Source organism: Cellulomonas sp. P5_E12 (assembly GCF_054049315.1).
Map to the genome: position 1 here is coordinate 1 of NZ_JBFUMP010000020.1, position 19262 is coordinate 19262.

The 19262-nt window shown below is 72.4% G+C and carries 22 protein-coding genes; 6 read left to right on the forward strand and 16 right to left on the reverse strand.

Annotation, left to right across the window (positions count from 1 at the left end):
- Window positions 1–266: 266 nt before the first annotated feature.
- The 5 genes from ACXJKA_RS15705 to ACXJKA_RS15725 all read right to left on the reverse strand — a co-directional run bounded on the left by ACXJKA_RS15705 (window position 267) and on the right by ACXJKA_RS15725 (window position 3726).
- The gene (locus tag ACXJKA_RS15705) at window positions 267–611 is read right to left on the reverse strand and encodes an iron chaperone (protein WP_456826152.1); all 345 of its coding nucleotides are present in this window, start codon (window positions 609–611) and stop codon (window positions 267–269) included.
- A gap of 10 nt (window positions 612–621) precedes the next feature.
- Complete coding sequence (locus ACXJKA_RS15710) at window positions 622–888, reverse strand: DUF1905 domain-containing protein (RefSeq protein ID WP_456826153.1); 267 nt, start codon at window positions 886–888, stop codon at window positions 622–624.
- A 20-nt stretch (window positions 889–908) separates the two neighbouring features.
- Window positions 909–2120 carry a low temperature requirement protein A gene (locus ACXJKA_RS15715; RefSeq protein WP_456826154.1) on the reverse strand — a complete coding sequence of 404 codons (1212 nt, stop codon included), beginning with the start codon at window positions 2118–2120 and terminating at the stop codon, window positions 909–911.
- The gene (locus ACXJKA_RS15720; RefSeq protein WP_456826155.1) at window positions 2117–2947 is read right to left on the reverse strand and encodes an alpha/beta fold hydrolase; all 831 of its coding nucleotides are present in this window, start codon (window positions 2945–2947) and stop codon (window positions 2117–2119) included. The genes ACXJKA_RS15715 and ACXJKA_RS15720 overlap by 4 nt, the downstream gene beginning before the upstream one ends.
- A 62-nt stretch (window positions 2948–3009) precedes the next feature.
- Complete coding sequence (locus ACXJKA_RS15725; protein ID WP_456826156.1) at window positions 3010–3726, reverse strand: alpha/beta fold hydrolase; 717 nt, start codon at window positions 3724–3726, stop codon at window positions 3010–3012.
- Between the two features lie 156 nt (window positions 3727–3882).
- On the opposite strand from ACXJKA_RS15725, the gene ACXJKA_RS15730 reads away from it, so the two are divergent.
- Window positions 3883–4836, forward strand: a complete 954-nt coding sequence (locus ACXJKA_RS15730) for a helix-turn-helix domain-containing protein (protein ID WP_456826157.1) — start codon at window positions 3883–3885, stop codon at window positions 4834–4836.
- 54 nt (window positions 4837–4890) lie between these two features.
- On the forward strand, window positions 4891–5991 hold the full coding sequence (locus ACXJKA_RS15735; protein ID WP_456826158.1) for an AI-2E family transporter: 1101 nt from the start codon (window positions 4891–4893) through the stop codon (window positions 5989–5991).
- Between the two features lie 2 nt (window positions 5992–5993).
- Here ACXJKA_RS15735 and ACXJKA_RS15740 read toward each other — a convergent pair whose 3' ends face one another.
- Window positions 5994–6980 (reverse strand): AraC family transcriptional regulator, encoded by a 987-nt coding sequence (locus ACXJKA_RS15740; RefSeq protein ID WP_456826159.1) that lies wholly within the window; start codon window positions 6978–6980, stop codon window positions 5994–5996.
- A gap of 113 nt (window positions 6981–7093) precedes the next feature.
- On the opposite strand from ACXJKA_RS15740, the gene ACXJKA_RS15745 reads away from it, so the two are divergent.
- A complete protein-coding gene (locus ACXJKA_RS15745; protein ID WP_456826160.1) occupies window positions 7094–7909 on the forward strand; it encodes an NAD(P)H-binding protein in 816 nt (271 codons plus the stop codon).
- Window positions 7910–7918: 9 nt separating this feature from the next.
- Window positions 7919–8779 (forward strand): DNA-3-methyladenine glycosylase family protein, encoded by an 861-nt coding sequence (locus ACXJKA_RS15750; RefSeq protein WP_456826161.1) that lies wholly within the window; start codon window positions 7919–7921, stop codon window positions 8777–8779.
- 3 nt (window positions 8780–8782) lie between these two features.
- Here ACXJKA_RS15750 and ACXJKA_RS15755 read toward each other — a convergent pair whose 3' ends face one another.
- The 5 genes from ACXJKA_RS15755 to ACXJKA_RS15775 are packed head-to-tail and all read right to left on the reverse strand — an operon-like array spanning window position 8783 to window position 12488.
- On the reverse strand, window positions 8783–9970 hold the full coding sequence (locus ACXJKA_RS15755) for an MFS transporter (RefSeq protein ID WP_456826162.1): 1188 nt from the start codon (window positions 9968–9970) through the stop codon (window positions 8783–8785).
- Between the two features lie 31 nt (window positions 9971–10001).
- Complete coding sequence (locus ACXJKA_RS15760) at window positions 10002–11069, reverse strand: GNAT family N-acetyltransferase (RefSeq protein WP_456826163.1); 1068 nt, start codon at window positions 11067–11069, stop codon at window positions 10002–10004.
- A gap of 45 nt (window positions 11070–11114) precedes the next feature.
- On the reverse strand, window positions 11115–11570 hold the full coding sequence (locus ACXJKA_RS15765) for an SRPBCC family protein (RefSeq protein WP_456826164.1): 456 nt from the start codon (window positions 11568–11570) through the stop codon (window positions 11115–11117).
- Window positions 11567–11902, reverse strand: a complete 336-nt coding sequence (locus ACXJKA_RS15770; RefSeq protein WP_456826165.1) for an ArsR/SmtB family transcription factor — start codon at window positions 11900–11902, stop codon at window positions 11567–11569. Before ACXJKA_RS15770 ends, ACXJKA_RS15765 begins: the two co-directional genes overlap by 4 nt.
- Window positions 11903–11948: 46 nt before the next feature.
- On the reverse strand, window positions 11949–12488 hold the full coding sequence (locus ACXJKA_RS15775; RefSeq protein ID WP_456826166.1) for an NUDIX hydrolase: 540 nt from the start codon (window positions 12486–12488) through the stop codon (window positions 11949–11951).
- Between the two features lie 22 nt (window positions 12489–12510).
- On the opposite strand from ACXJKA_RS15775, the gene ACXJKA_RS15780 reads away from it, so the two are divergent.
- Both ACXJKA_RS15780 and ACXJKA_RS15785 read left to right on the forward strand, forming a co-directional pair.
- Complete coding sequence (locus ACXJKA_RS15780; RefSeq protein ID WP_456826167.1) at window positions 12511–13101, forward strand: GNAT family N-acetyltransferase; 591 nt, start codon at window positions 12511–12513, stop codon at window positions 13099–13101.
- The gene (locus ACXJKA_RS15785) at window positions 13098–14072 is read left to right on the forward strand and encodes a diacylglycerol/lipid kinase family protein (protein ID WP_456826168.1); all 975 of its coding nucleotides are present in this window, start codon (window positions 13098–13100) and stop codon (window positions 14070–14072) included. Before ACXJKA_RS15780 ends, ACXJKA_RS15785 begins: the two co-directional genes overlap by 4 nt.
- Before the next feature lie 48 nt (window positions 14073–14120).
- On the opposite strand, the gene ACXJKA_RS15790 is transcribed toward ACXJKA_RS15785, so the two are convergent.
- The 5 genes from ACXJKA_RS15790 to ACXJKA_RS15810 all read right to left on the reverse strand — a co-directional run bounded on the left by ACXJKA_RS15790 (window position 14121) and on the right by ACXJKA_RS15810 (window position 19161).
- Complete coding sequence (locus tag ACXJKA_RS15790) at window positions 14121–14909, reverse strand: hypothetical protein (protein WP_456826169.1); 789 nt, start codon at window positions 14907–14909, stop codon at window positions 14121–14123.
- Window positions 14910–15153: 244 nt separating this feature from the next.
- The gene (locus ACXJKA_RS15795; RefSeq protein WP_456826170.1) at window positions 15154–15978 is read right to left on the reverse strand and encodes an SDR family oxidoreductase; all 825 of its coding nucleotides are present in this window, start codon (window positions 15976–15978) and stop codon (window positions 15154–15156) included.
- A gap of 17 nt (window positions 15979–15995) precedes the next feature.
- Window positions 15996–16787: an arylamine N-acetyltransferase family protein gene (locus ACXJKA_RS15800; RefSeq protein ID WP_456826171.1), complete on the reverse strand. Its 792-nt coding sequence runs from the start codon at window positions 16785–16787 to the stop codon at window positions 15996–15998.
- Window positions 16784–17704 (reverse strand): universal stress protein, encoded by a 921-nt coding sequence (locus ACXJKA_RS15805; protein ID WP_456826172.1) that lies wholly within the window; start codon window positions 17702–17704, stop codon window positions 16784–16786. Before ACXJKA_RS15805 ends, ACXJKA_RS15800 begins: the two co-directional genes overlap by 4 nt.
- Window positions 17701–19161, reverse strand: coding sequence for an APC family permease (locus ACXJKA_RS15810; protein ID WP_456826173.1), 1461 nt, complete (start codon window positions 19159–19161; stop codon window positions 17701–17703). Before ACXJKA_RS15810 ends, ACXJKA_RS15805 begins: the two co-directional genes overlap by 4 nt.
- Between the last annotated feature and the right edge of the window lie 101 nt (window positions 19162–19262).

Consider the following 19262-nt stretch of genomic DNA (forward strand, 5'->3'; position numbering starts at 1 on the left):
GCCGAGCCGTCCGCTCCGCCGTCGTGCCCGCCGGCGTTCGCGCCGCCGTCCGCGGGTCCTTCGCCCGCCGAGCCGTCGGCCCCGCCGTCGTGCCCGCCGGGGTTCGCGCCGCCGTCGGCCACGCCTTCCCCTGCGGGTGCCGGCTCGCTGGTGATGTCGTCGTCGTTGATGCTCATGGGCACTCCCTCGTCGCGCTGCCGTGCAGCGGCGTCGCCGCCTTCGCGAGCGTATCCACGCCACGCGCTCCGCGCTGGCCGAATTGACGGCTATGCGTGCCGGCCGGCCAGTGCTCGCGCCACCCGCTCGATGAGGTCGGTCGGGAGCGGATCGCGGTAGAAGAGCTTCACCGTGTCCTTCTGCGACCGATACGGGCCGATCTCAGCCTCGAGGTCCGGGTCGAGGCGCCCGACGGGGTAGAGCCCGACGTGGTGCTTCCACCCCCCGAAGTGCAGCGCGTACCGGTCATTGAGCATGAAGGCGGGCATCCCGTAGCGGATCCGCTCCTCGGCCCCCGGCAGCGCCCGCCGCAGCGCCGCGGCCACCTCGGACAGGATCGGGCGAACCTCGTCGGGAAACGAGGCGACGTACTCGTCCACGGTGCTCACGGCCATCGGGATCTCCTCAGGTCGTCCGGCCGAGCAGGTGCACCTCGACCAGCTCACCGGCCTCGCTCTTGCCCATCATCGTGCAGAGCGCCTTGCGTAGCGGGAGCCAGTGCGGTCCGGTGCCCGACGGCATGAGCGTCGCCGCGAACTCGTGGCCGTCGAGCGTCCCGGTGACCTTGACGGCCTTCCGGGTGCCCAGCAGCTCGGCGGAGTCCAGCTCCAGGTACGTCGCGAAGGCGCCGTCCTTGCGGATGGGCACGGTAAAGGTGGCGTCGAGGTCCATGCCGCCATGATCTCGCGCGGTCATGGGTTCCTGCGTCGGCGAGACGGCCACGTCGGCCGGGGCCGCCGCTCGCCCTCGGGCTGCTGCAGCGCGAGCCAGACCACCACGAGCACCAGCAGCCAGACCAGCGCGCCGACCGACAGCGACGCCCCGACGAACAGCAGCAGGACGGGCACGACGACGCTGGGGATGCCGCGCACGAGCAGCCAAGTCCGGCCCTGGCCGACGAGCAGGGCGGTGACCACGCCGATCGCGCAGTAGGTGGCGACCGCCGCGCACAGCAGGGTCCGGGCGTCGAAGGCGAGGGCGCCGTGCGTGTGGGCGACCGCGATGCCGAGCGCCGCGGCCAGCGCAGCGAGCGCACCGGTGAGCAGGGCGTGCAGCAGCATGACGATCCGCGGCGCGACGACGTGCGGCTTGAGCTGCGGGATGCCGGCGGTCCCGTGCAGCAGGCCGGAGGCCCAGACCGAGGCCAGGAGCGCGAAGGCGCCGAGCGCGACGACGGCCGTGCTCCGGTCCCAGTCCTCGGTGTCCGCGGCGGCGTCGATGATCTGGATGAGCCCCTCGCCCAGCACGATGATGACGAACAGTCCGAGCCGCTCCGCGAGGTGCTCCTCCTCGATGGGCGTCCCCTCGATGGTGACGAGCCCGGCCGCGGGCCCGCCGCGGCGTCGCGAGCTGTTGACGCGCTCCAGACGCTGCTCGGCCTCCTGCATCACGCGCTCGCCCGACGATGTGAGCAGMACGGCCAGGTCGATGACGATGCCGACGCCCCACAGCCAGTACCGGTACGGCACGTCGACCCACAGTGAGATCAGCCAGGGGAGCGCGCCGAGGCCGAACTGCGCGAGCGGCCAGTCGACGATCACCTTGCCGCGCGTAACGACGGCACCGGCGTACCAGCGCAGGGCGACGTACGCGACGACGAACGAGGCCGCGCGCGAGCCGTGGATGCCGGGCACTGAGGCCGCCATGACGGCCAGCCCCAGCATGGCGACGATCAGGACGTAGGTCTTGGCGCTGTCGCCCGCGATGTTCCCGTAGACCGCGAAACCCGCCCACGAGATCCAGAACGCCAGGTAGAGGACCGCGTAGAGGCCGAGCGTCGTCGACCCCAGGTCCTCGTGCAGCAGGTGGGCCAGCTGGCCGATGCCCGCGACGACCACCAGGTCGAAGAACAGCTCCTTCCACGAGGCGTGCCGCTCGACCGCTGCCACGGGCTCGGATGTCATGAGCGCGACAGCAACCAGTCGAGGACTGCGGGCGCGGCGCCGAGCACCGACACGTGCCCCTCCCCGGGCCGCAGCCACAGCTCGGCCGACTGGATCCTCGACGCCAGCCAGCGCCCGTGGGCGGCCGGCACCACCCTGTCGTCCTCCCCGTGCAGCACGAGGACGGGCACGGTGATGTCGGCCGGGTCGAAGCCCCACGGCGCGACGTAGGCGAGGTCGTCGTCGACCATCCCGCCGATACCGCCCGCGAGCGCCTCGCCCGCGATCTGCCCGATCCAGCCCCACGGCCCCTCGAGCGTCTCGTGGTCCGCCGCGGTGAACATCGCCGGGTCGTACTCGCTGCTGGTCAGCTCGCGCTCGAGGGCGTCGCGCCCCGCGACCGCGGCCCGAAGCTCGGCGGTCCCGGTCGGGTTGATGCCGGCGAACCAGTCGAGGCCCTCGGCGCCGAACGGGGCGGTCCCCGACCCCTCGACCGCGGCGATCACCCTGTCGCCGAGCAGGGCCGCGCAGGCCAGCGCGTGTGGGCCGCCGCCGGAGTGACCCAGCACGGCGAACCGGTCGATGCCGAGCGCGTCGGCGATGGCGGCGACGTCGAGAGCCGCCGACGCCACGTCCCGTCCGGGGTGCGGGGTCGAGCCGCCGTAGCCTGGGCGGTCGTAGGAGACCCAGCGGATCTCGCGGCTCATGGGCAGCAGCGGCTCGGGGGGTGTGCCCACGTTCGGCGTCCCGTGGTGCCAGAACACGGTCAGCCGGGGCTCGTCGGCCGGGACGTCGTACGCCCGCAGGGTCCGGCCGCCGGGGAGCGGGACCAGAGTCGGAGTGGTCACCCCACGAGCCTAGAGACCCGGTGTTGTGCGCGCGCCCAGGGCGTGATCCGGCTCGCCGCTGGTCAGCCGACCGCGTCGATCGCCTGCCGGATGAGCGCGGTGACCTCGTCGGGGTGGCTGATCATCGCGACGTGCGAGCTGTCGATCTCGACGACGGTGGCCCCGGCCCGCGCGCCCATGACCCGCTCGGCGGCGGGCGGGATGACCCGGTCCTCCGACGCGACCAGGTACCAGGACGGGACGGTCTTCCAGGCGGGCGGCCCGGACGGCTCGACCAGGGTGGCCAGCGCGGCGGGGCGCTGACCGGCCGCCATGACCGCGGCGAGCTCGGCGGGAAGGTCCTGGCAGAACGCCTGGGGGAAGATCTCGACCTTGAGGTAGGCGTCGCCGTTGCCCTCGCCGGCGTCCGGGAACGGGCGGATGTCCACCACCTGCGTGAGGTCGGGCGGCGGCCCGTCGCTGCCGAGGGCGGTGCCCGCGCCGGCGCTCTCTCCCTCGTCGAGCGCGAACGCCGCGATGTAGACGAGCGCCTTGACGTTGTCGGCGCCGACGGCCGCGTTCGTGATGACCGCGCCGCCGTAGGAGTGGCCGACGAGGACGACGTCGCCCTCGATGGTCGACAGGAACGACCGGACGTACGCGGCGTCGCCGGAGACGCTCCGCAGCGGGTTGGCGGGGGCGTAGGAGGTGTAGCCCGCCGCGGCGAGGCGGGTGATGACACCGCCCCAGCCGGAGGCGTCGGCAAATGCTCCGTGGATCAGGACGACGGTGGGGCTCATGGTCGGTTCCCTTCGGGCGACGGCACTGTGGACCCAGTCTCGGGAGCGCCGGCGACGCCGGGGTGGCCGCTGCGTGCACGGTTCTGGCCCCTTTGCGCACGATCTGTCGCCATATGACGGATGACGCGGGCCGGGCGAGACGTCTAGCGTTCCGTCATGAGCCTGGTCCTGCGCTCGGACGACCTGCCGCCCGACGACCGCATCGAGCTCATCCGTGACGCCATCTGGGCGGGCGTGCTGCCGGTCGAGATCGAGTACGACCGTCCCGGCCCGCAGATCGAGGTGCTCTGTCGGGTCGCCGACGCCGGCCCGGTGAATCTGTCGTCCGCCCGGTCGACGCCCTCGATGCTCCGCCGGACCCCCGGGCTCGCCCGGCGGGACCACGAGCCGACGGTGTTCCTCGCAGTCCAGGTCTCGGGCACGACGATGGTGGCGCAGGGAGCGAACCAGGCCGTGCTCCGGGCGGGCGACATGGTGGTCTACGACAGCACTCGCCCGTACACGGTGCTCAACGCCGACCGCACCGAGCTGCACTACTTCCAGGTCCCCCGCAGCGCCCTCGCCCTGCCGCAGTCGTCGATCGACGCCGTCGCCGGTCTGCGGATCGGCCCGGACAACAACGCGCTCGCGGCCGTGGTCGCGCCGTTCTTCGACCGGCTGGGAAGCACCGACGTCCTCGATCGGCCGGACGCCGCGGACATGATCGTCGGCCCGAGCATCGACCTGTTGCGTGCGCTCATCACCCTCCGACTCGCCGACGAAGAACGCGCGCGCGTGTCTCTCGCGGACTCCTTGGTGCTCCGCGTCCAGGAGTACGTCCGGACCCACCTCTCCGACCGCGACCTGTCGGCCACCACGATCGCCGCCGCGCACCACGTGTCGGTCCGCCACCTGTACGCGTCGCTCGCCCGCGCCGGGGTCGCGCTGCAGGCCACGATCCGGGACCAGCGCCTCGAGCAGTGCCGACGAGACCTGCGCGACCCCCGCTGTGCGCACCTCACCGCGGGGGCGGTCGGAGCGCGCTGGGGGTTCGCCGACGCCTCCCACTTCGGCCGCCTCTTCCGCGACGCGTACGGCACGACGCCGCGAGACTGGCGCTCCGCCGGCTGAGGCCCGCGCTATCTTGCGTGCACGGAACCCTCGTCGAAGGAGCACGTGCGCAGGATGGCCTCGCCCCAGGGACTCGCGCCCTCCACCCGCACGCTCCTGTTCTTCTCCGCCGCGATCATCACGCTCGCGGGGCTGCACGCCGCCCGGGACGTGCTCGCGCCCCTGTTCCTGGCGGCGGTGCTCGTCATCATCGTGCACCCCATCCGGCACCCGCTGGAGCGCCGGGGCTGGCACCGCGCGGCCGCCACCACGATGGTCATCGTCGTCGTCTACCTGATCCTTCTCGCGCTGATCGCCATGCTGGTGTTCGCCGGCATCCAGTTCGGCGGGCTCGTCCAGGACTACCTGACGGAGCTGCAGTCGTCGATCACCGACGCCACCGCGTGGCTCGCGTCCATCGGCGTGGACCAGGACGCGGTCAACTCCATCACGGACGCCCTGCAGCCGTCGCAGCTGCTGGGGGTCGCGACGAAGTTCGGCGGGGCCGTGGTCGGCGTCCTGACAACTCTGTTCGTCGTCGTGACGTACGTGATCTTCATGTCCGTCGACGCGGCCCGGTACGACGGCGCGCACGTGCAGTTCGGCGACACGCAGGCCGGCGTGCTGGGGCGGGCCACCACGTTCAACATCGGCGTCCGCCGCTACTTCGTCGTCAGCGCGACCTTCGGAGCGGTCGTCGCGATCGTCGACGGGCTCGCGCTCTGGGCCCTCGGGGTCCCCGCGCCGGCGGTGTGGGCGATCCTCGCGTTCGTCACCAACTTCATCCCGAACATCGGGTTCGTCATCGGCGTCATCCCGCCCACGCTGCTCGCCTTCGTGGTGGGCGGCTGGCCGCTGGCGCTCGCGGTCATCGCGATCTACAGCGCCGTCAACGTGACGCTGCAGGTGCTGATCCAGCCGAAGTTCGTGGCCGACGCAGTGAACATCACGCTGACCCTGAGCTTCGTGTCGGTCCTGTTCTGGACGTTCATCATCGGGCCTCTGGGCGCGATCCTCGCCGTGCCGCTCACGCTCCTGACCCGGGCGGTCCTGCTGCAGGGCGGCCCGCAGACCGCCTGGTACTCGTGGCTGTCCGGCGAGGACCTGCCGAAGGCGAAGGCGCCGCCTGCCATCGAGCCGGCACCGGAGCCCGAGCCCCAGACCGTCGCCGACTGACCTCAGGCAGCCGGCCCCCGCCGCGTCCGCCAGTCCACCTCGACCGCCTGCCGAACCGACCCCGGAGCGACGCCGAACGCCCGCTTGAACGCGCGTGAGAACGCGGCCTCCGACTGGTAGCCGTACCGGTGCGCGACGGCCGACAGGGGTTCTGTGCTGCGGCTCAGGTGCGCGCGGGCCTGCTGCAGCCGCCAGTCCGCGACGTACCGCATGACCGAGTCGCCGACCAGGTCCGTGAACCGCGCGGAGAAGGCCGACCGCGACATGCCGACCTCGCGGGCCAGCGAGTCGACTCCCCAGTCGGCGCCCGGCGACCGGTGGATGGCCATGAGCGCGCGGCCCACCTGCTCGTCGCGCAGCGCGGCCAGCCAGCCCTGCCGGGCCTCCGGCGCCGAGTCCAGCCATGCCCGGATGGTCTGCACGACGAGCACGTCGGCCAGCCGGGTCAKCACCATCTCGCCGCCGGCCTTCTTCGTCGCGGCTTCCCGGGTGACCAGGCGCAGCGTGCTGTGCAGCCAGCTGGCGTCGCCGTCGTCCCAGGCGTCGACGTGCAGCAAGTCCGGCAGCTGCGCGATGAGCCGGCGAGCGCTCTCGTGGTCCGGCTCGACGACCCCGCAGGTCACCTGAGCGGGCTCGCCGCCACCGCCGTACCGCATGAGCTCGAGGCGGTCGCTGACCAGCTCGACCGGGATGTCGAACAACGGGTCCGCGGGCGTGCCCGGCTCGCTGCTCAGCCGGTGCGGCGTGCTGTGGGGCAGCAGCGTGAGGCTGCCGGGCTGCAGGAGCCGCGGCGCCTGACCCTCGATCTCCAGCCAGCAGCGGCCGGCGGTCACCACGTGGAACATCATCAGGCCGTCCAGCGCGGGCAGGTCGATGGCCCACGGCGCCGTGAGGTCGCACTGGCAGTAGAGCGAGCCGGTGACCTGCAGCAGGTGCAGAGCCTCACCGAGCTGGTCGCTCGGGGCGGGGAACGTGCGGGCATCGGCCACGGTCCCATCGTCGGCCTCAGGCGTTCGCGCGTCCAGAGCTCGTGGACGAATGGTCATGATTCCCGGACTCTCGATCGTTGTCCGTCCGCCGGATGCTCCGCAGGCTGGATCCCATGAACACACCTACCTATCTCGTCATCGGAGCCACCGGCAAGACCGGTCGCCGCGTCACCGACCGCCTCCTCGCAGGCGGCCACACCGTCCGGGCGGTGTCCCGGAGCACGACCCCACGGTTCGACTGGGAGGACCCGTCGACCTGGCCGGCGGCGCTGGAGGGCGTCGACCGCGCCTACGTCACCTACATGCCGGACCTCGCGGCGCCCGGCGCCGTCGAGGCCATCACCGCGTTCACGTCGGCCGCCGCGCAAGCGGGGGTCCGCCGGATCGTCCTGCTGTCCGGTCGCGGGGAGCGCAGCGCCGAGGCGTCCGAGCGGGTCGTCGTGGCCTCCGGGCTCGAGCACACGGTGATCAGGTCTAGCTGGTTCACCGAGAACTTCACGGAGGGGCACCTGCTCGACTCGGTGCTGGAGGGCGTGATCGCGATGCCGGCGGGTGCCGTGCGCGAGCCGTTCGTCTCGGTCGACGACATCGCCGACATCGCGGTGGCGGCCCTCACCTCGGACGCCCACGTCGGGCGGCTCTACGAGGTCACCGGCCCGCGCCTCCTCTCGTTCGCCGAGGCGGCCGACCTCCTTGCCGCCGCGACCGGGCGGGACGTCGCCTACGTGCCGGTGACGTCGGACGAGTTCCGCGCGGCGCTCACGGAGATCGCGGGCCCGGAGTACGCCGCGATGCTCACCGATCTCTGCGACGAGGTGTTCGACGGGCGCAACGAGTCGGTCGGGCACGGCGTCGAGGAGGCCCTGGGCCGCGCGCCGCGGGACTTCGCCGACGTGATCGGCGCCGCGGATGTCGGTGTCCCCGCCTAGCGTTCGAGCATGGCCGTCGTCGAGATCCCCGTCCGTGGCCGGTTCGACCTCGCCCAGAGCATCGGGTTCGGGTTCGGGCAGCGCGACGCCGCCGACGGGGCGGTGATGCGGCTGGCGTTCTGCCTCGACGGGTACCGCACGCAGGTCGGGGCGGCGGTCACGCAGCCGTCGCCCGACCTGCTGCGGTGCGAGGTGCAGGGGGACGCCGAGCCGGCCCTCGTCGCGGCGCAGGTCGCCCGGGTTCTCTCGGTGGACGTCGACGGCACGGGGTACGACGAGCTGGGCCGTCGTGATCCGCTGGTCGGCGCGGCGCAGTCCCGACGCCCGGGGCTGCGCCCGCCGCTGTTCTACTCGGCCTACGAGGCCCTGCTCTGGTCGGTGCTCGCCGCGCGGCGGCCGCAGCGGCAGATGGCCACCGTCCGGACCGCGCTGGCCCGCGCGCACGGCCGGGTGTTCGACGTCGCCGGCGCCGAGCAGGCGGCCGTGCCGCTGCCCGCCGACCTCCTCGCGATCCACGAGTTCCCGGGCGTTCCCGACGCCAAGTTCCCCCGGCTCCATGGCATCGCCCGGGCCGCGCTCGACGGCGAGCTCGACACCGCGACGCTGCGTGCCCTGGACCCTTCGGTGGCGGCGACGGAATTGCAGCGCCTCGACGGGATCGGGCCGTTCTACTCCGAGCTCGTCACCGTCCGCGCGCTCGGGCACACCGACGTGCTCCCGGTGAACGAGCCCATGGTGCGGTCCGTGGTGGCTGGGGCTCTCGGGGAGGACGAGCCGCTCGAGCCCGCCCGCCTGGCCGAGGTCGCGGAGGCGTGGCGGCCCTGGCGGACGTGGGTGGCGGTGGCGATGCGCGCCGGAGCGGCGTCCTGAGGCTCATGGGGTGTCCGGGAACGCGCGTCGAGCCACCACGATGACGACGAGGCTGGCGAGGACCAGCCCGGCGCCGACGAACGGCAGCGCGCCGAGGCCGGGGCCGACGAGCACCAGCGCCCCGAGGGCCGCGCCGCCGCCGATGCCGATGTTCGCGGTCGAGTTCACCAGCGCGCCGATGAGGTCGGGCGAGGCCCCGCGCGTGCGGATCGCGGCAGTCTGGAACACGGACGCCATGGCGCCGAACGACCCGCACCAGACCGCGGCCGCGATCAGCACCCCGACCTTCGACGGGTACGCGAGCCCGAGCGCGAGCAGGCCGACCGCCATCCCGGCATGGACGGCGACCGTGCCGCGCCGCGGGTGCCGGTCGAGCGAGGCGGCGGCGTACGCGGTGCCGACCAGCCCGACGGCGCCGAGGCCCAGCAGCACCGGACCGACGGAAGTCTCGCTCAGGCCGGTGGCCAGCAGGATCACCGAGACATAGGTGTAGACCACGTACTGCGCCAGGTAGGTGAGCGTGTTCGTCGTCGACACGATCCCGAGGCGCCGGCGCCGGTCGGTCTGCGTGTCGTCGGCGTGCGGGGCGTCGTCCGACGACACCGACGGCAGCAATGTGGCGACGAGGACCGTGGCGAGTGCGCAGGCGGCGGCGAGGACGAGGAACCCGTTGCGCCACCCGACCGCGGTGCCCAGCGCGGTCGACAGCGGCACGCCGAGCACGAGCCCGGCCGACGCCCCGGCGGTGACCAGCGCGAGCGCCCGGCCGGTGACCTGGGGGGCGACCAGCCGCGAGGCGTAGCCGATGCTCAGGGAGAAGAACAGCGCGTGCGCGATCCCGCCGACCGCCCGCCCGGCGGCGACGATGCCGAAGGTCGGCGCGATGCCGACGAGCGCGTTGCTCACCGTGTACGCGGCCAGCGTGCCCAGCAGAAGACCCTTGCGCGGCAGCCGCCGCGTGCCGAGGGTCAGCGGGATGGCGAGCGTCGCCACCATGAACGCGTACACGGTGACCAGCAGCCCGGCGACCGATTCGGTGACGGCCAGGTCGGTGCTGATCTGCGGCAGCAGCCCGACGGGCACCAGCTCGGTCGTGATGGCCACGAACGTCGCGAGCGTGAGGGCGACCAGGCCGCCGCCGGCGTCGCGCACCGAACCGGGACGCCACGTGCTCTGCTCGGTCCGTGTCACGACCGCATGCTCGCACGAGCCTCCGACGCCGTCAGAGCGGCCGCTGCCACTCGGCGTCGACGCTCGCCTTCCGGAACCCGAGCGCCACGTTGATGGCGAGCATGTGCGCGTTCTCCTGCGCGTTCCACGTGTGGATCCGCGCGGCCTGCGGCCGGATGTCGGGCAGCGCGTCCAGGACCGCGATCTTGGCGACCACCCCGAGCCCGTGCCCGCGGTGCTCGCGCAGGACGATCGTGTCGCCCTGGAACACGACGGCCGGCTTGTCCAGGGGGTACTCGACGCCCGAGTAGCCCGCGAGCGTACCGGTGGGGACATGCTCGACGACGGCCGTGAGGATGCCTTGCCCGCGGCGCCGCAGGTCGGCGGCGCGGGTCCGGACGCGGTCGGCGTCCCACGGGTCCTCGGCCAGCTCGAGCCCGCCGTGCGGGATGTCGGTGCTCATCCGCGTCTTGAGGACGGCCAGCTGGTCGAGCCGCTCCTCGTCGTACCCGTCCTGCATCAGGTGGACGCGGTACTCGGGGCCGGGGTCGCGGCGCAGGGGGTCGAGCACCGGGCGGGGCACCGGGAGGTCGAGCACCGAGTGCCGGACCACCTGCTGGAGGGTGAAGCCGCGGGCGAGCGCGAACCGGGTGGCATCGTCGTCGATCGGGATGCGACCGTCGCCGGTCGGCGACTCCAGGGCGCCCGGCCCGGCGGGCGGCTCGACGGCGAACGCCGAGTCCGAGTGCACGACGTGACGGCCCGCCGCGCGGGCGATCTGCAGGCCGGCGTCGAAGAGCGCCGCCCCGATGCCGTGCCGGCGCCGGTCCGGGCGCACCCCGACGTACACGACGGCGACGTGCTGGTTCCCCACCTGCGGCAGCCCGACCATTGCGCACCCGACGACGTCGGCGGGGTCCGACGAGCCGCGGGGGACGGCGACGAGCCGATGGATCTTGCGGTGCGGCTCCTGCAGGGTCGCGCGGACGGTCGGGACGTCGAGCGAGAAGTCGGTGCCGTGGGTCGGCAGGTCGATCGCCTCGCTGACACGGGCCACACCCTCGACCGTCCAGGCGTCGGGGTGGTCCGGGTCGGCGGGGACGTGCACGAGGTCGATCACCGGGACAGCCTCGCGGCGCCCCCGCCGGACGGCAACGTCAATCCGTCACGCGCGGACGAGGTACGCCTCGATGCGGTCGAACGCCCCGACCCACGCGTACTCGGTGAAGAAGTCGCGCACCTCGACGCTCGGGAACCCGCTCTGCAGGACGGTCACCAGGGTGCCTCCGTCGACGGCCTCGAACGTGACCTCGACCTGCGTCGTCATGGTCAGGCCGTCCGGGCTGCTGCCGGACGACTCGGTGACCAGCCGGTGCGGGCGGTCGATGACGAGGAACGTCTGCGTCTCGCGGAACAGGTTGTCGGCGTCCTTGCCCCACACCGCGGTCTGCTGCCCTCCGACGCGCAGGTCGACCTCGATCTCCACGATCCCCGGCGTCGTGTCGAGGATCGAGAACCAGGTCTTCTGCTTCTCCGCGTCCGTGTAGGCGTCGAACACCTCGTCCGGCGTGGCGGGGAGCACGCGGGTCATGCGCATCTCGAGGGTGTCGGTGCTGGTCATGAGTCGAGTCCTTTCTGGAGGGTGAAGTAGGCCTCGAGACCGTCGAGCCGACGCTCCCAGAGCCGCTGGTAGAAGGAGATCCACGCCATGGCGTCGTCCAGTCGCTCTTCCCCGAGTCGGCACTGCCGGGAGCGGCCGACCTTCTCGGTGCTGACCAGGCCGGCGTCCTCGAGGACCTGCACGTGCTTCTTCATGCCGGTGAGGCTCATCCCGTGCGGCTCGGCGAGCTCGCCGATGGTCGCAGGGCCCTCACCGAGCCGGGTGAGGATGTCGCGCCGGGTCGCGTCGGCCAGGGCCGAGTAGATCCGGTCGAGAGTCTCATGCTGAACCATGTGGTTCACCATACAACACTGAACCGAATGGTGCAATAACGTCGTGTCAGCGGGAGCGGACCTCGTCGAGCACGGTCCGCAGCCTCTCCGCGAAGTCCCCGGGCGTGCCGGGCGGCAGGGCGTCGACGTCGAACCATGCGACCCGCTCGCTCTCGGCGCTGACCACGGGCACAGACGACGCGGAGGCGTAAGCGACGAACCCGACGTCCCAGTGCACGCGGCAGCGGCCGAAGGCGGCGGCGAGGTCGTGGCGGTGCACGTCGGCGGGCAGCGTGCTCTCGAGCCGCAGGTCGGCGATCCCGCCCTCCTCGCGCGCCTCGCGCAGGGCGGCGTCGGCCAAGGACGTGTCGCCCGGCTCAAGGTGCCCGCCCAGCTGCACCCAGAACTGGCCCTTGCGGTGGAAGCAGAGCAGCACGCGGGAGAGGTCGGGCGACAGGACGAAGCAGCTGGCGGTGAGGTGCTCGGCCGCCAGGGACCGGTCGACGGCGGCGGCGCCCTGGTCAGCGACGAACGCCCGGTACTCGTCGAGGAGCCGGGCTTGGACCGGGCTGCGTGGCGACCAGGAGTCCAGCGCGTCGGAGATCACGGCGGCAGCGTACGGTGCCGTTGTGACGCTCGAACGCCGCACAGACCGCCTGCTCCTGCGCCGTTGGCGGGAGGCCGACCGGGAGCCCTTCGCGGAGCTCAACGCGGACCCCGAGGTGATGCAGTTCTTCCCGGCCACGCTCAGCCGGGCCGAGAGCGACGCGATGGTCACGCGCATCGAGCACCGGATGCGCGACAACGGCTGGGGGCTGTGGGCGCTGGAGGTCACCGCCGGCGAGCATGCCGGCCGGTTCGCGGGCTTCACGGGCCTGGCGCGGCCCACCTGGAACCCGGCGTTCACCGAGGTCGGCTGGCGGTTGCCCCGCTGGGCGTGGGGTCACGGGTATGCGACGGAGGCCGCGCGGGAGGCTCTCCGGGTCGGGTTCGAGGAGCTCCGGCTCGACGAGATCGTCTCGTTCACCACCCCGACCAACCAGCGGTCGCGGGCCGTCATGGAGCGGCTCGGCATGACCCGGGATCCCGCGGACGACTTCGACTACCCGACGATCGCGGAAGGCCATCCCCTGCGACGCAGCGTGCTGTATCGCCTGCAGAGGAACGACTGGCTCCTGAGTGGCCGGTCGTCGGACCCGGGCACATACTCGCCGACGTGACGAACCTCAGCGAGACGCCCGCCGAACAGCGGCTCAACCACGCCCCGCTGACCTCGGCGGTGATCGTGAACCCGAACCGCGTGGAGGGTCTCGACGAGCTCCGCGCGCAGATCACGGACCAGCTGGCCGACGCGGGCTGGCCCGAGCCCTCGTGGCTGGAGACGACCGCCGAGGACAACGGAACCGGCCAGGCGCGTCAGGCCGTCGCCGACGGGGCCGACGTCGTGTTCGTCGCCGGCGGCGACGGCACGGTCCGCGCCTGCATCGAGGGCCTGTCCGGCAGCGAGTCCGCGCTCGCGATCCTTCCCGGCGGCACCGGCAACCTGCTGGCGACGAACCTCGGCGTCCCGACCGACTCCGTCGAGGGCGTGCGCCTGGCCCTGGAGCGCGGCCGCAAGTCGGTCGACCTCGGATATGTCGGCGAGCAGGCGTTCGCGGTGATGGCCGGCATGGGCATCGACGCGGCGATGGTCGACGACGCCCCGACGAAGCTCAAGTCCGTGCTCGGCCCGGTCGCCTACGTCTACTCGGCCCTCCAGCACCTGAACGACGCCGCGATGAAGGTCGAGGTCCAGGTCGACGACTATCCCGTCCTGCGCCGACGTGCCCGCAGCGTTCTCGTCGGCAACGTCGGACGCCTGCAAGGCGGGGTCAACCTGCTGCCGGACGCCGCGCCCGACGACGGTCAGATGGACGTCGCGGTGCTCGCGCCCCGGAACCTCGGCCACTGGGTACGGCTGGCGTTCGGCGTCCTGCGACCGGGCCGCCACCGCGTGCCCAACATGGAGGTGCTGCGGGGGTCGCGGATCACCGTGACCAGCGACCGCCCGCAGCCGCGCCAGCTGGACGGCGACGTCATCGACCCGTCCGAGACCCTCGAGGTGACGGTCCGGGCCGACGCTCTGTGGGTGTGCGTCTACCAGCCGGACGAGTCGAAGGACCTGACCGAGGGCGCCTCGGACAAGGCGTAGGCGCGACGAAGCCCCGCCCAGCACGCTGGACGGGGCTGTCGTGGAAGGTCAGCCGACCTTGGTGATGTCCTTGACGCCCGAGAACGAGACGACCGAGCCGGGGACGTCCTTCACCGTGAAGACCACGTTGCCGGTGTCGCCGGTGGTGATGTCGAGGATCTCGGTGCCGTTCGTCTGGGTGACGCTGCCGAGGACGATGATCGCATCGGTGTCGACGACGGCCGAGTACTGACCGGCCGTGATCTCGTTGCCGACGAGCCAGTCGCCGTTGCCCAGCTGGGCCGGAGCGACACCGGGGACCTCGGCGGTGGAGACGATGGTCGAGAAGCCGTCGAAGGACACGACGGAGCCGGGGACGTCCTGCACCGTGAAGATGACGGACCCCTCGTTCGCGGTGCGAATGTCGAGGATGTCGTCGCCGTTCTTCTGCGTGACGCTGCCCAGCTTGAAGAACGAGTCGTCGACCGTCGCGCGGTACTGGCCGGCGGCGATGTCCGTCCCGACGATGTGGTCGCCGCCGGTGATCGCGACGGGCGCTTCCTCAGCGGGCGCGGGTGCCTCAGGGGCCGCGACGTCCTCGGCGACGTCCGCGGCGATGACCGCAGCGGCGGCCTCGGGCTTGGCGTTGTCGCTGCCGCCGCCGGTGCCGATCACGATGCCCGCGATGAGTGCAGCGGAGGCGCCGAGCGCGGTCGTGAACTTGTGGCGGCGGAACCAGTTCCGGTTCGCCTTCTGGACGGCCTTGGCCTCGCGGGCCAGGCGCTTCGCCTCGGACTTGGTGACGGGCGTCGACGGGTCGACGATGACCTCGGGGCTGGGGCTCTCGGTGGTAGTCATGGTGCTCCTCTGTGGGTGGCGCGCGGGCCGGCGTGCGKGCGCGCGCGCGGCAGCCCCGGGCGGGGCAAGGGACATGAGCGGCCCCGGCGGCGCTCGGTCCGAGCGTTCAGCAGAGGCGGATCCGCACGGCTTGGGCCCGTGCGGTGATCGCCTGTCGCACTGAGGTGCGGTGCGGCGAATGACTCAACGTTATGTCAGTTGGCCCCGGTGCCACGAGGGACGAACGTCCCCTCAGTCGGGCGACTCAGCCCTGAGCCAGCTGCGCCACGTCGTCCCACTGCTCCCAGGTGGCGATGCGCGAGGCGTAGTCGGCCTTGGCGGTGCCCAGCGGCGAGGCGCCGAAGAACACGCGCAGCGGCGGCTGCTCCGCGTCGACCACGCGCAGGATCGCTGCGGCCGACGCCGTCGGGTCGCCGGGCGTGCCGATGCGCTTCAACCGGGCCTCCGCCATCGCCGCCCGGGCCTCGTCGTACGCGGCGATCGGTGTCGCGTGGCGGGCGGACGAGCCGCCCCAGTCCGTCGAGAAGCCGCCGGGCTCGACGAGCGTGACATGGATGCCGAAGCCGGCGACCTCCTGGGCGAGCGCCTGGCTGAACCCCTCGAGCGCCCACTTCGACGCGTGGTAGGCGCCGATGTTGGGGAACGCGGAGATCCCGCCGATCGACGACACCTGGATGATGTGCCCGCTGCCCTGCGCGCGCAGGGAGGGCAGCGCCGCCTGCGTCACCCAGAACGCCCCGAAGAGGTTGGTCTCCATCTGGTCGCGCAGCTCGGCCTCGGAGATCTCCTCGGTGAAGCCGAACTGGCCGTAGCCGGCGTTGTTGACGACGACGTCGAGCCGCCCGAAGTGGTCGTGCGCCTGCGCGACGGCCGCGAAGTCGGCGGCGCGGTCGGTGACGTCGAGGGCGATCGGCAGGACGGCGTCGCCGAACCGCTCGACGAGCCCGCGCAGCGAGGAGACGTCGCGGGCGGTCGCGGCCACGCGGTCGCCGCGCTCGAGCGCCGCGGTCGCCCACTCCAGGCCGAAGCCGCGGGACGTGCCGGTCAGGAACCAGGTTTTCTGAGTCATACCGAGGACGCTAGGACCTAGAGCGCACTCGAGCGCAGGACGAGCTCGTGGACCTGCCCGGCGGTCAGCGACAGTCCGAAGTCGCTCAGCACGTCGCCCAGCTCCTCGTCGGGGACCGCGCGGTCCTCGATCCGGCTGTCCGGGGTGTCGACCGTGAGCCGGCGACCGGTGAGGCAGCGCAGCAGCTCGTCGTCCTTGCGCTGGACCACGATCTGCACGACGAATCGCGACGTCGGGCTGTGCGCCGTGGCGAAGTTGGCGACGGCGATGTCGGGCAGGTACGTGGACTCCGCGGGGACCGTGTAGTGGGTCAGCCACTCGCCGCCGCGGCGCTCGTGCAGCTGCCAGGCGCCGTCGGCGAGCCGCACGGTGCGGAACGTCCAGCCGCCCTGGCGGGTCACCAGACCGTCCTCGAGCGGGACGGGTTCGAGCAGGCCGGAACCGAAGCCCGTGTCGGCGAGCCAGCGCCCGTCGACGAAGAGGACGAGGTGCGAGCGAGGTCGCGGGAACACCGCGGGGTCGCCGATGCGGGCGAGGCGCCGCTCGACGGCGAAGCCGAGCCGCTCGAGGGCGGCGGCCAGCAGGAGCCCGTGCTCGTAGCAGTAGCCGCCGCGGCGTGCGCGGACCAGCTTTGCCTCGATGTCGGGCAGGTCGACCGACACCCCGACGCCGAGCTGCACGTCCAGGTTCTCGAACGGGATGGCCGCGACGTGCGCGCGGTGGATGGCGGCCAACGGGCCAGGACTGGCGCCCGTGCGCGCGAGGTAGGCGTCGAGGTCGAGCCGGTCGACCCCCCACTCGTCGGTCATAGCTCGTCGTGCGGCACCACGAGGACCGGGACCGGCGAGTGCCGGATGATCTTCGTCGCGTTGGTGCCGAGGAACACGCGCCGCAGGGCTCCGGCGCTCGAGGACCCGAGGATGAGCAGCTCGTTGGGCGTCCAATCCACCGAGGTCAGCGCGTCCCACCAGCTCGAGCCGGAGGCGACCACCAGCTCGACGTCGTCGTCCAGCGCGTCCCCTAGCCGGTCGCGCAGGGCGGCCTGCGCCTCGACCATCTGCGCCCGCCACTGCTCGGTCACCTCCGACTCGATGTCGGTGCCGATCTCGGGCGGGTACATCGTCGCGGACCGGACCCCAAAAGAGCAGACCCGCAGCTGGACGTCGATCTCGCGCGTGAGCCGGGCCGCCCATCGGACGGCCGAGCCGGCGAGGTCGGAGCCGCTGAACGAGCATGTGAGCCGATGGGCGGCGACGCCCGTCGGGCCGGGGGCGCAGCGGTACGACTTCGGGGCGATGGCGAGCGGCACGGGCGACGAGTGCAGCAGGTAGTCGGCGGTCGACCCGACGACCACGCGGCCGTCGGGCCCGTCCGGCGACGAGCCGAGCACCAGCGCGGTCGCGTCTCGCGACTCGGCCAGCGCGGCGAGCGCCCGCGGGGTCGAGCGTTCGCGAAGGCGGACGAACTCGATGGTCAGGCCCTCGGCGCGGTCCTCGAGGAACGCCAGCGCGGCGGCCTCCGCCTCCTCGGCACGCGCCCGGATCCACTCCTGCATCTCCCCGTCGACCTTGGCCATCGACGGCACCGCCCAGCCGGGCGGCACGACCGTCGCGATGACCAGCACGTTCGCGCCCGTCGCCTCCGGCAGCGTATGGGCGAGCGTGACGCCCAGGTCGATCGCCCCGTGGGCGTCCCCGAACGGGTTGGCGCCGACGACGATCGTCACCGCAGGTCCTCGTCCTGGAGCAGGCCCGCCTCGACGGCCCGCTCCAGCAAGGAGTGCTTTCGGCCCCAGAGGAAGTAGAACGAGAGCACGACGGCGAGCCAGAGGAAGAACCAGGCGTACGTGTACCACTGCAGGCCGGACAGGATGTAGAGGCAGGCGGCGATGGCGAGCACGGGCGTCACCGGGTAGCCGGGGACCCTGAACCCGCGGGCCAGGTCGGGCTGCCTCCGGCGCAGGAGGATGACGCCGACGGACACCACGATGAACGCGATGAGCGTGCCGATGGAGACCAGGTCCCACAGGTAGTCGAGCGGGATGAACGCGGCGAGCAGGCCGACGACGATCGCGACGATGACCGTGTTGTTGACCGGGGTATGGGTGCGGGGGTCGACCCGGGCGAACGCCCTCGGCAGGAGCCCGTCGCGGCCGATCGCGAACAGGATGCGCGTCTGGCCGTACATCGTCACCAGGGTCACCGAGAAGATCGAGATCACCGCGCCGGCGGACAGGATGGTGCCGGGCCAGCTCGCGCCGACGACGTCCTGCAGGATCTTGGCCAGCCCGGCCTCGCCCTGCTCCTCGTCGGCGAAGGCCTGCCACGGCTGGGTACCCAGCGCCGAGACGGCGACCAGGACGTAGATCGCGGTGACGATGCCCAGGGCGCCCAGGATCGCGCGCGGCATCGTCTTCTGCGGGTCGCGGACCTCGTCACCGGCGGTGGACACCGCGTCGAGGCCGATGAAGGTGAAGAAGATCGTGCCGGCGGCGGCCGTGATCCCGGCGACGCCCTTGGGTGCGAAGTCGGCGAAGTTGTCGGCGTGGAAGCCGGTGAACGCGATCGCGACGAACATCAGCAGCACGGCCAGCTTGATCACGACCATCGTCGCGTTGACCTTGGCGGACTCCGACGCGCCCCGGATCAGCAGCAACGCGCACATCGAGACGAGGAAGAGGGCCGGCAGGTTGATGATCCCGGGCTCGGAGTCCCACGGCGCGGCGGACAGGACGTTCGGGATCTGCCAGCCGAACAGGTTGTGCAACAGCTGGTTGAGGTAGTCGCTCCACCCCACCGCGACCGCCGCGGTCGAGACGCCGTACTCGAGCAGCAGGCAGGCGGCGACGCCCATCGCGACCACCTCGCCCAGGGTCGCGTAGGCGTAGGAGTAGGTGGACCCGGAGACGGGCACGGCCGACGCCATCTCCGCGTACGACAGCGCGGACAGCCCGGCCGCGAGGCCGGCCAGCAGGAACGAGATGATCACCGCCGGACCGGCGTCGGGCACCGCCTCGTGCATCACGAAGAAGACGCCGGTGCCCACCGTCGACCCGACGCCGAACATCATGAGCGTGAACGTGCCGAGCGACCGCTCGAGGCCTTCGCTCGACCTCACGGTCGCCGCGGTGATCGGCTTCCTGCGCCAGAGCTGGGCCTTCAGGGACACCTGCGGAACCGTCATGGGCGGGCCTCTCCGAGAGGGCCCATTCCCCCCGGGCCGTCGCCGTGTCTCACGGCAACGGTAGGAGCAGGCCGATCTCGGGGCAATCGGACACAGCTGCC

Bases quoted from the DNA above. Each gene is read 5' to 3' on its own strand.
- ACXJKA_RS15745 (WP_456826160.1), top strand. From the start codon at position 7,094: ATGAACACACCTACCTATCTCGTCATCGGAGCCACCGGCAAGACCGGT.
- ACXJKA_RS15765 (WP_456826164.1), bottom strand. From the start codon at position 11,570: ATGACCAGCACCGACACCCTCGAGATGCGCATGACCCGCGTGCTCCCC.
- ACXJKA_RS15770 (WP_456826165.1), bottom strand. From the start codon at position 11,902: ATGGTTCAGCATGAGACTCTCGACCGGATCTACTCGGCCCTGGCCGAC.
- ACXJKA_RS15810 (WP_456826173.1), bottom strand. From the start codon at position 19,161: ATGACGGTTCCGCAGGTGTCCCTGAAGGCCCAGCTCTGGCGCAGGAAG.
- ACXJKA_RS15790 (WP_456826169.1), bottom strand. From the start codon at position 14,909: ATGACTACCACCGAGAGCCCCAGCCCCGAGGTCATCGTCGACCCGTCG.
- ACXJKA_RS15705 (WP_456826152.1), bottom strand. From the start codon at position 611: ATGGCCGTGAGCACCGTGGACGAGTACGTCGCCTCGTTTCCCGACGAG.
- ACXJKA_RS15795 (WP_456826170.1), bottom strand. From the start codon at position 15,978: ATGACTCAGAAAACCTGGTTCCTGACCGGCACGTCCCGCGGCTTCGGC.
- ACXJKA_RS15735 (WP_456826158.1), top strand. From the start codon at position 4,891: ATGGCCTCGCCCCAGGGACTCGCGCCCTCCACCCGCACGCTCCTGTTC.
- ACXJKA_RS15725 (WP_456826156.1), bottom strand. From the start codon at position 3,726: ATGAGCCCCACCGTCGTCCTGATCCACGGAGCATTTGCCGACGCCTCC.
- ACXJKA_RS15800 (WP_456826171.1), bottom strand. From the start codon at position 16,787: ATGACCGACGAGTGGGGGGTCGACCGGCTCGACCTCGACGCCTACCTC.
- ACXJKA_RS15730 (WP_456826157.1), top strand. From the start codon at position 3,883: ATGAGCCTGGTCCTGCGCTCGGACGACCTGCCGCCCGACGACCGCATC.
- ACXJKA_RS15710 (WP_456826153.1), bottom strand. From the start codon at position 888: ATGGACCTCGACGCCACCTTTACCGTGCCCATCCGCAAGGACGGCGCC.
- ACXJKA_RS15750 (WP_456826161.1), top strand. From the start codon at position 7,919: ATGGCCGTCGTCGAGATCCCCGTCCGTGGCCGGTTCGACCTCGCCCAG.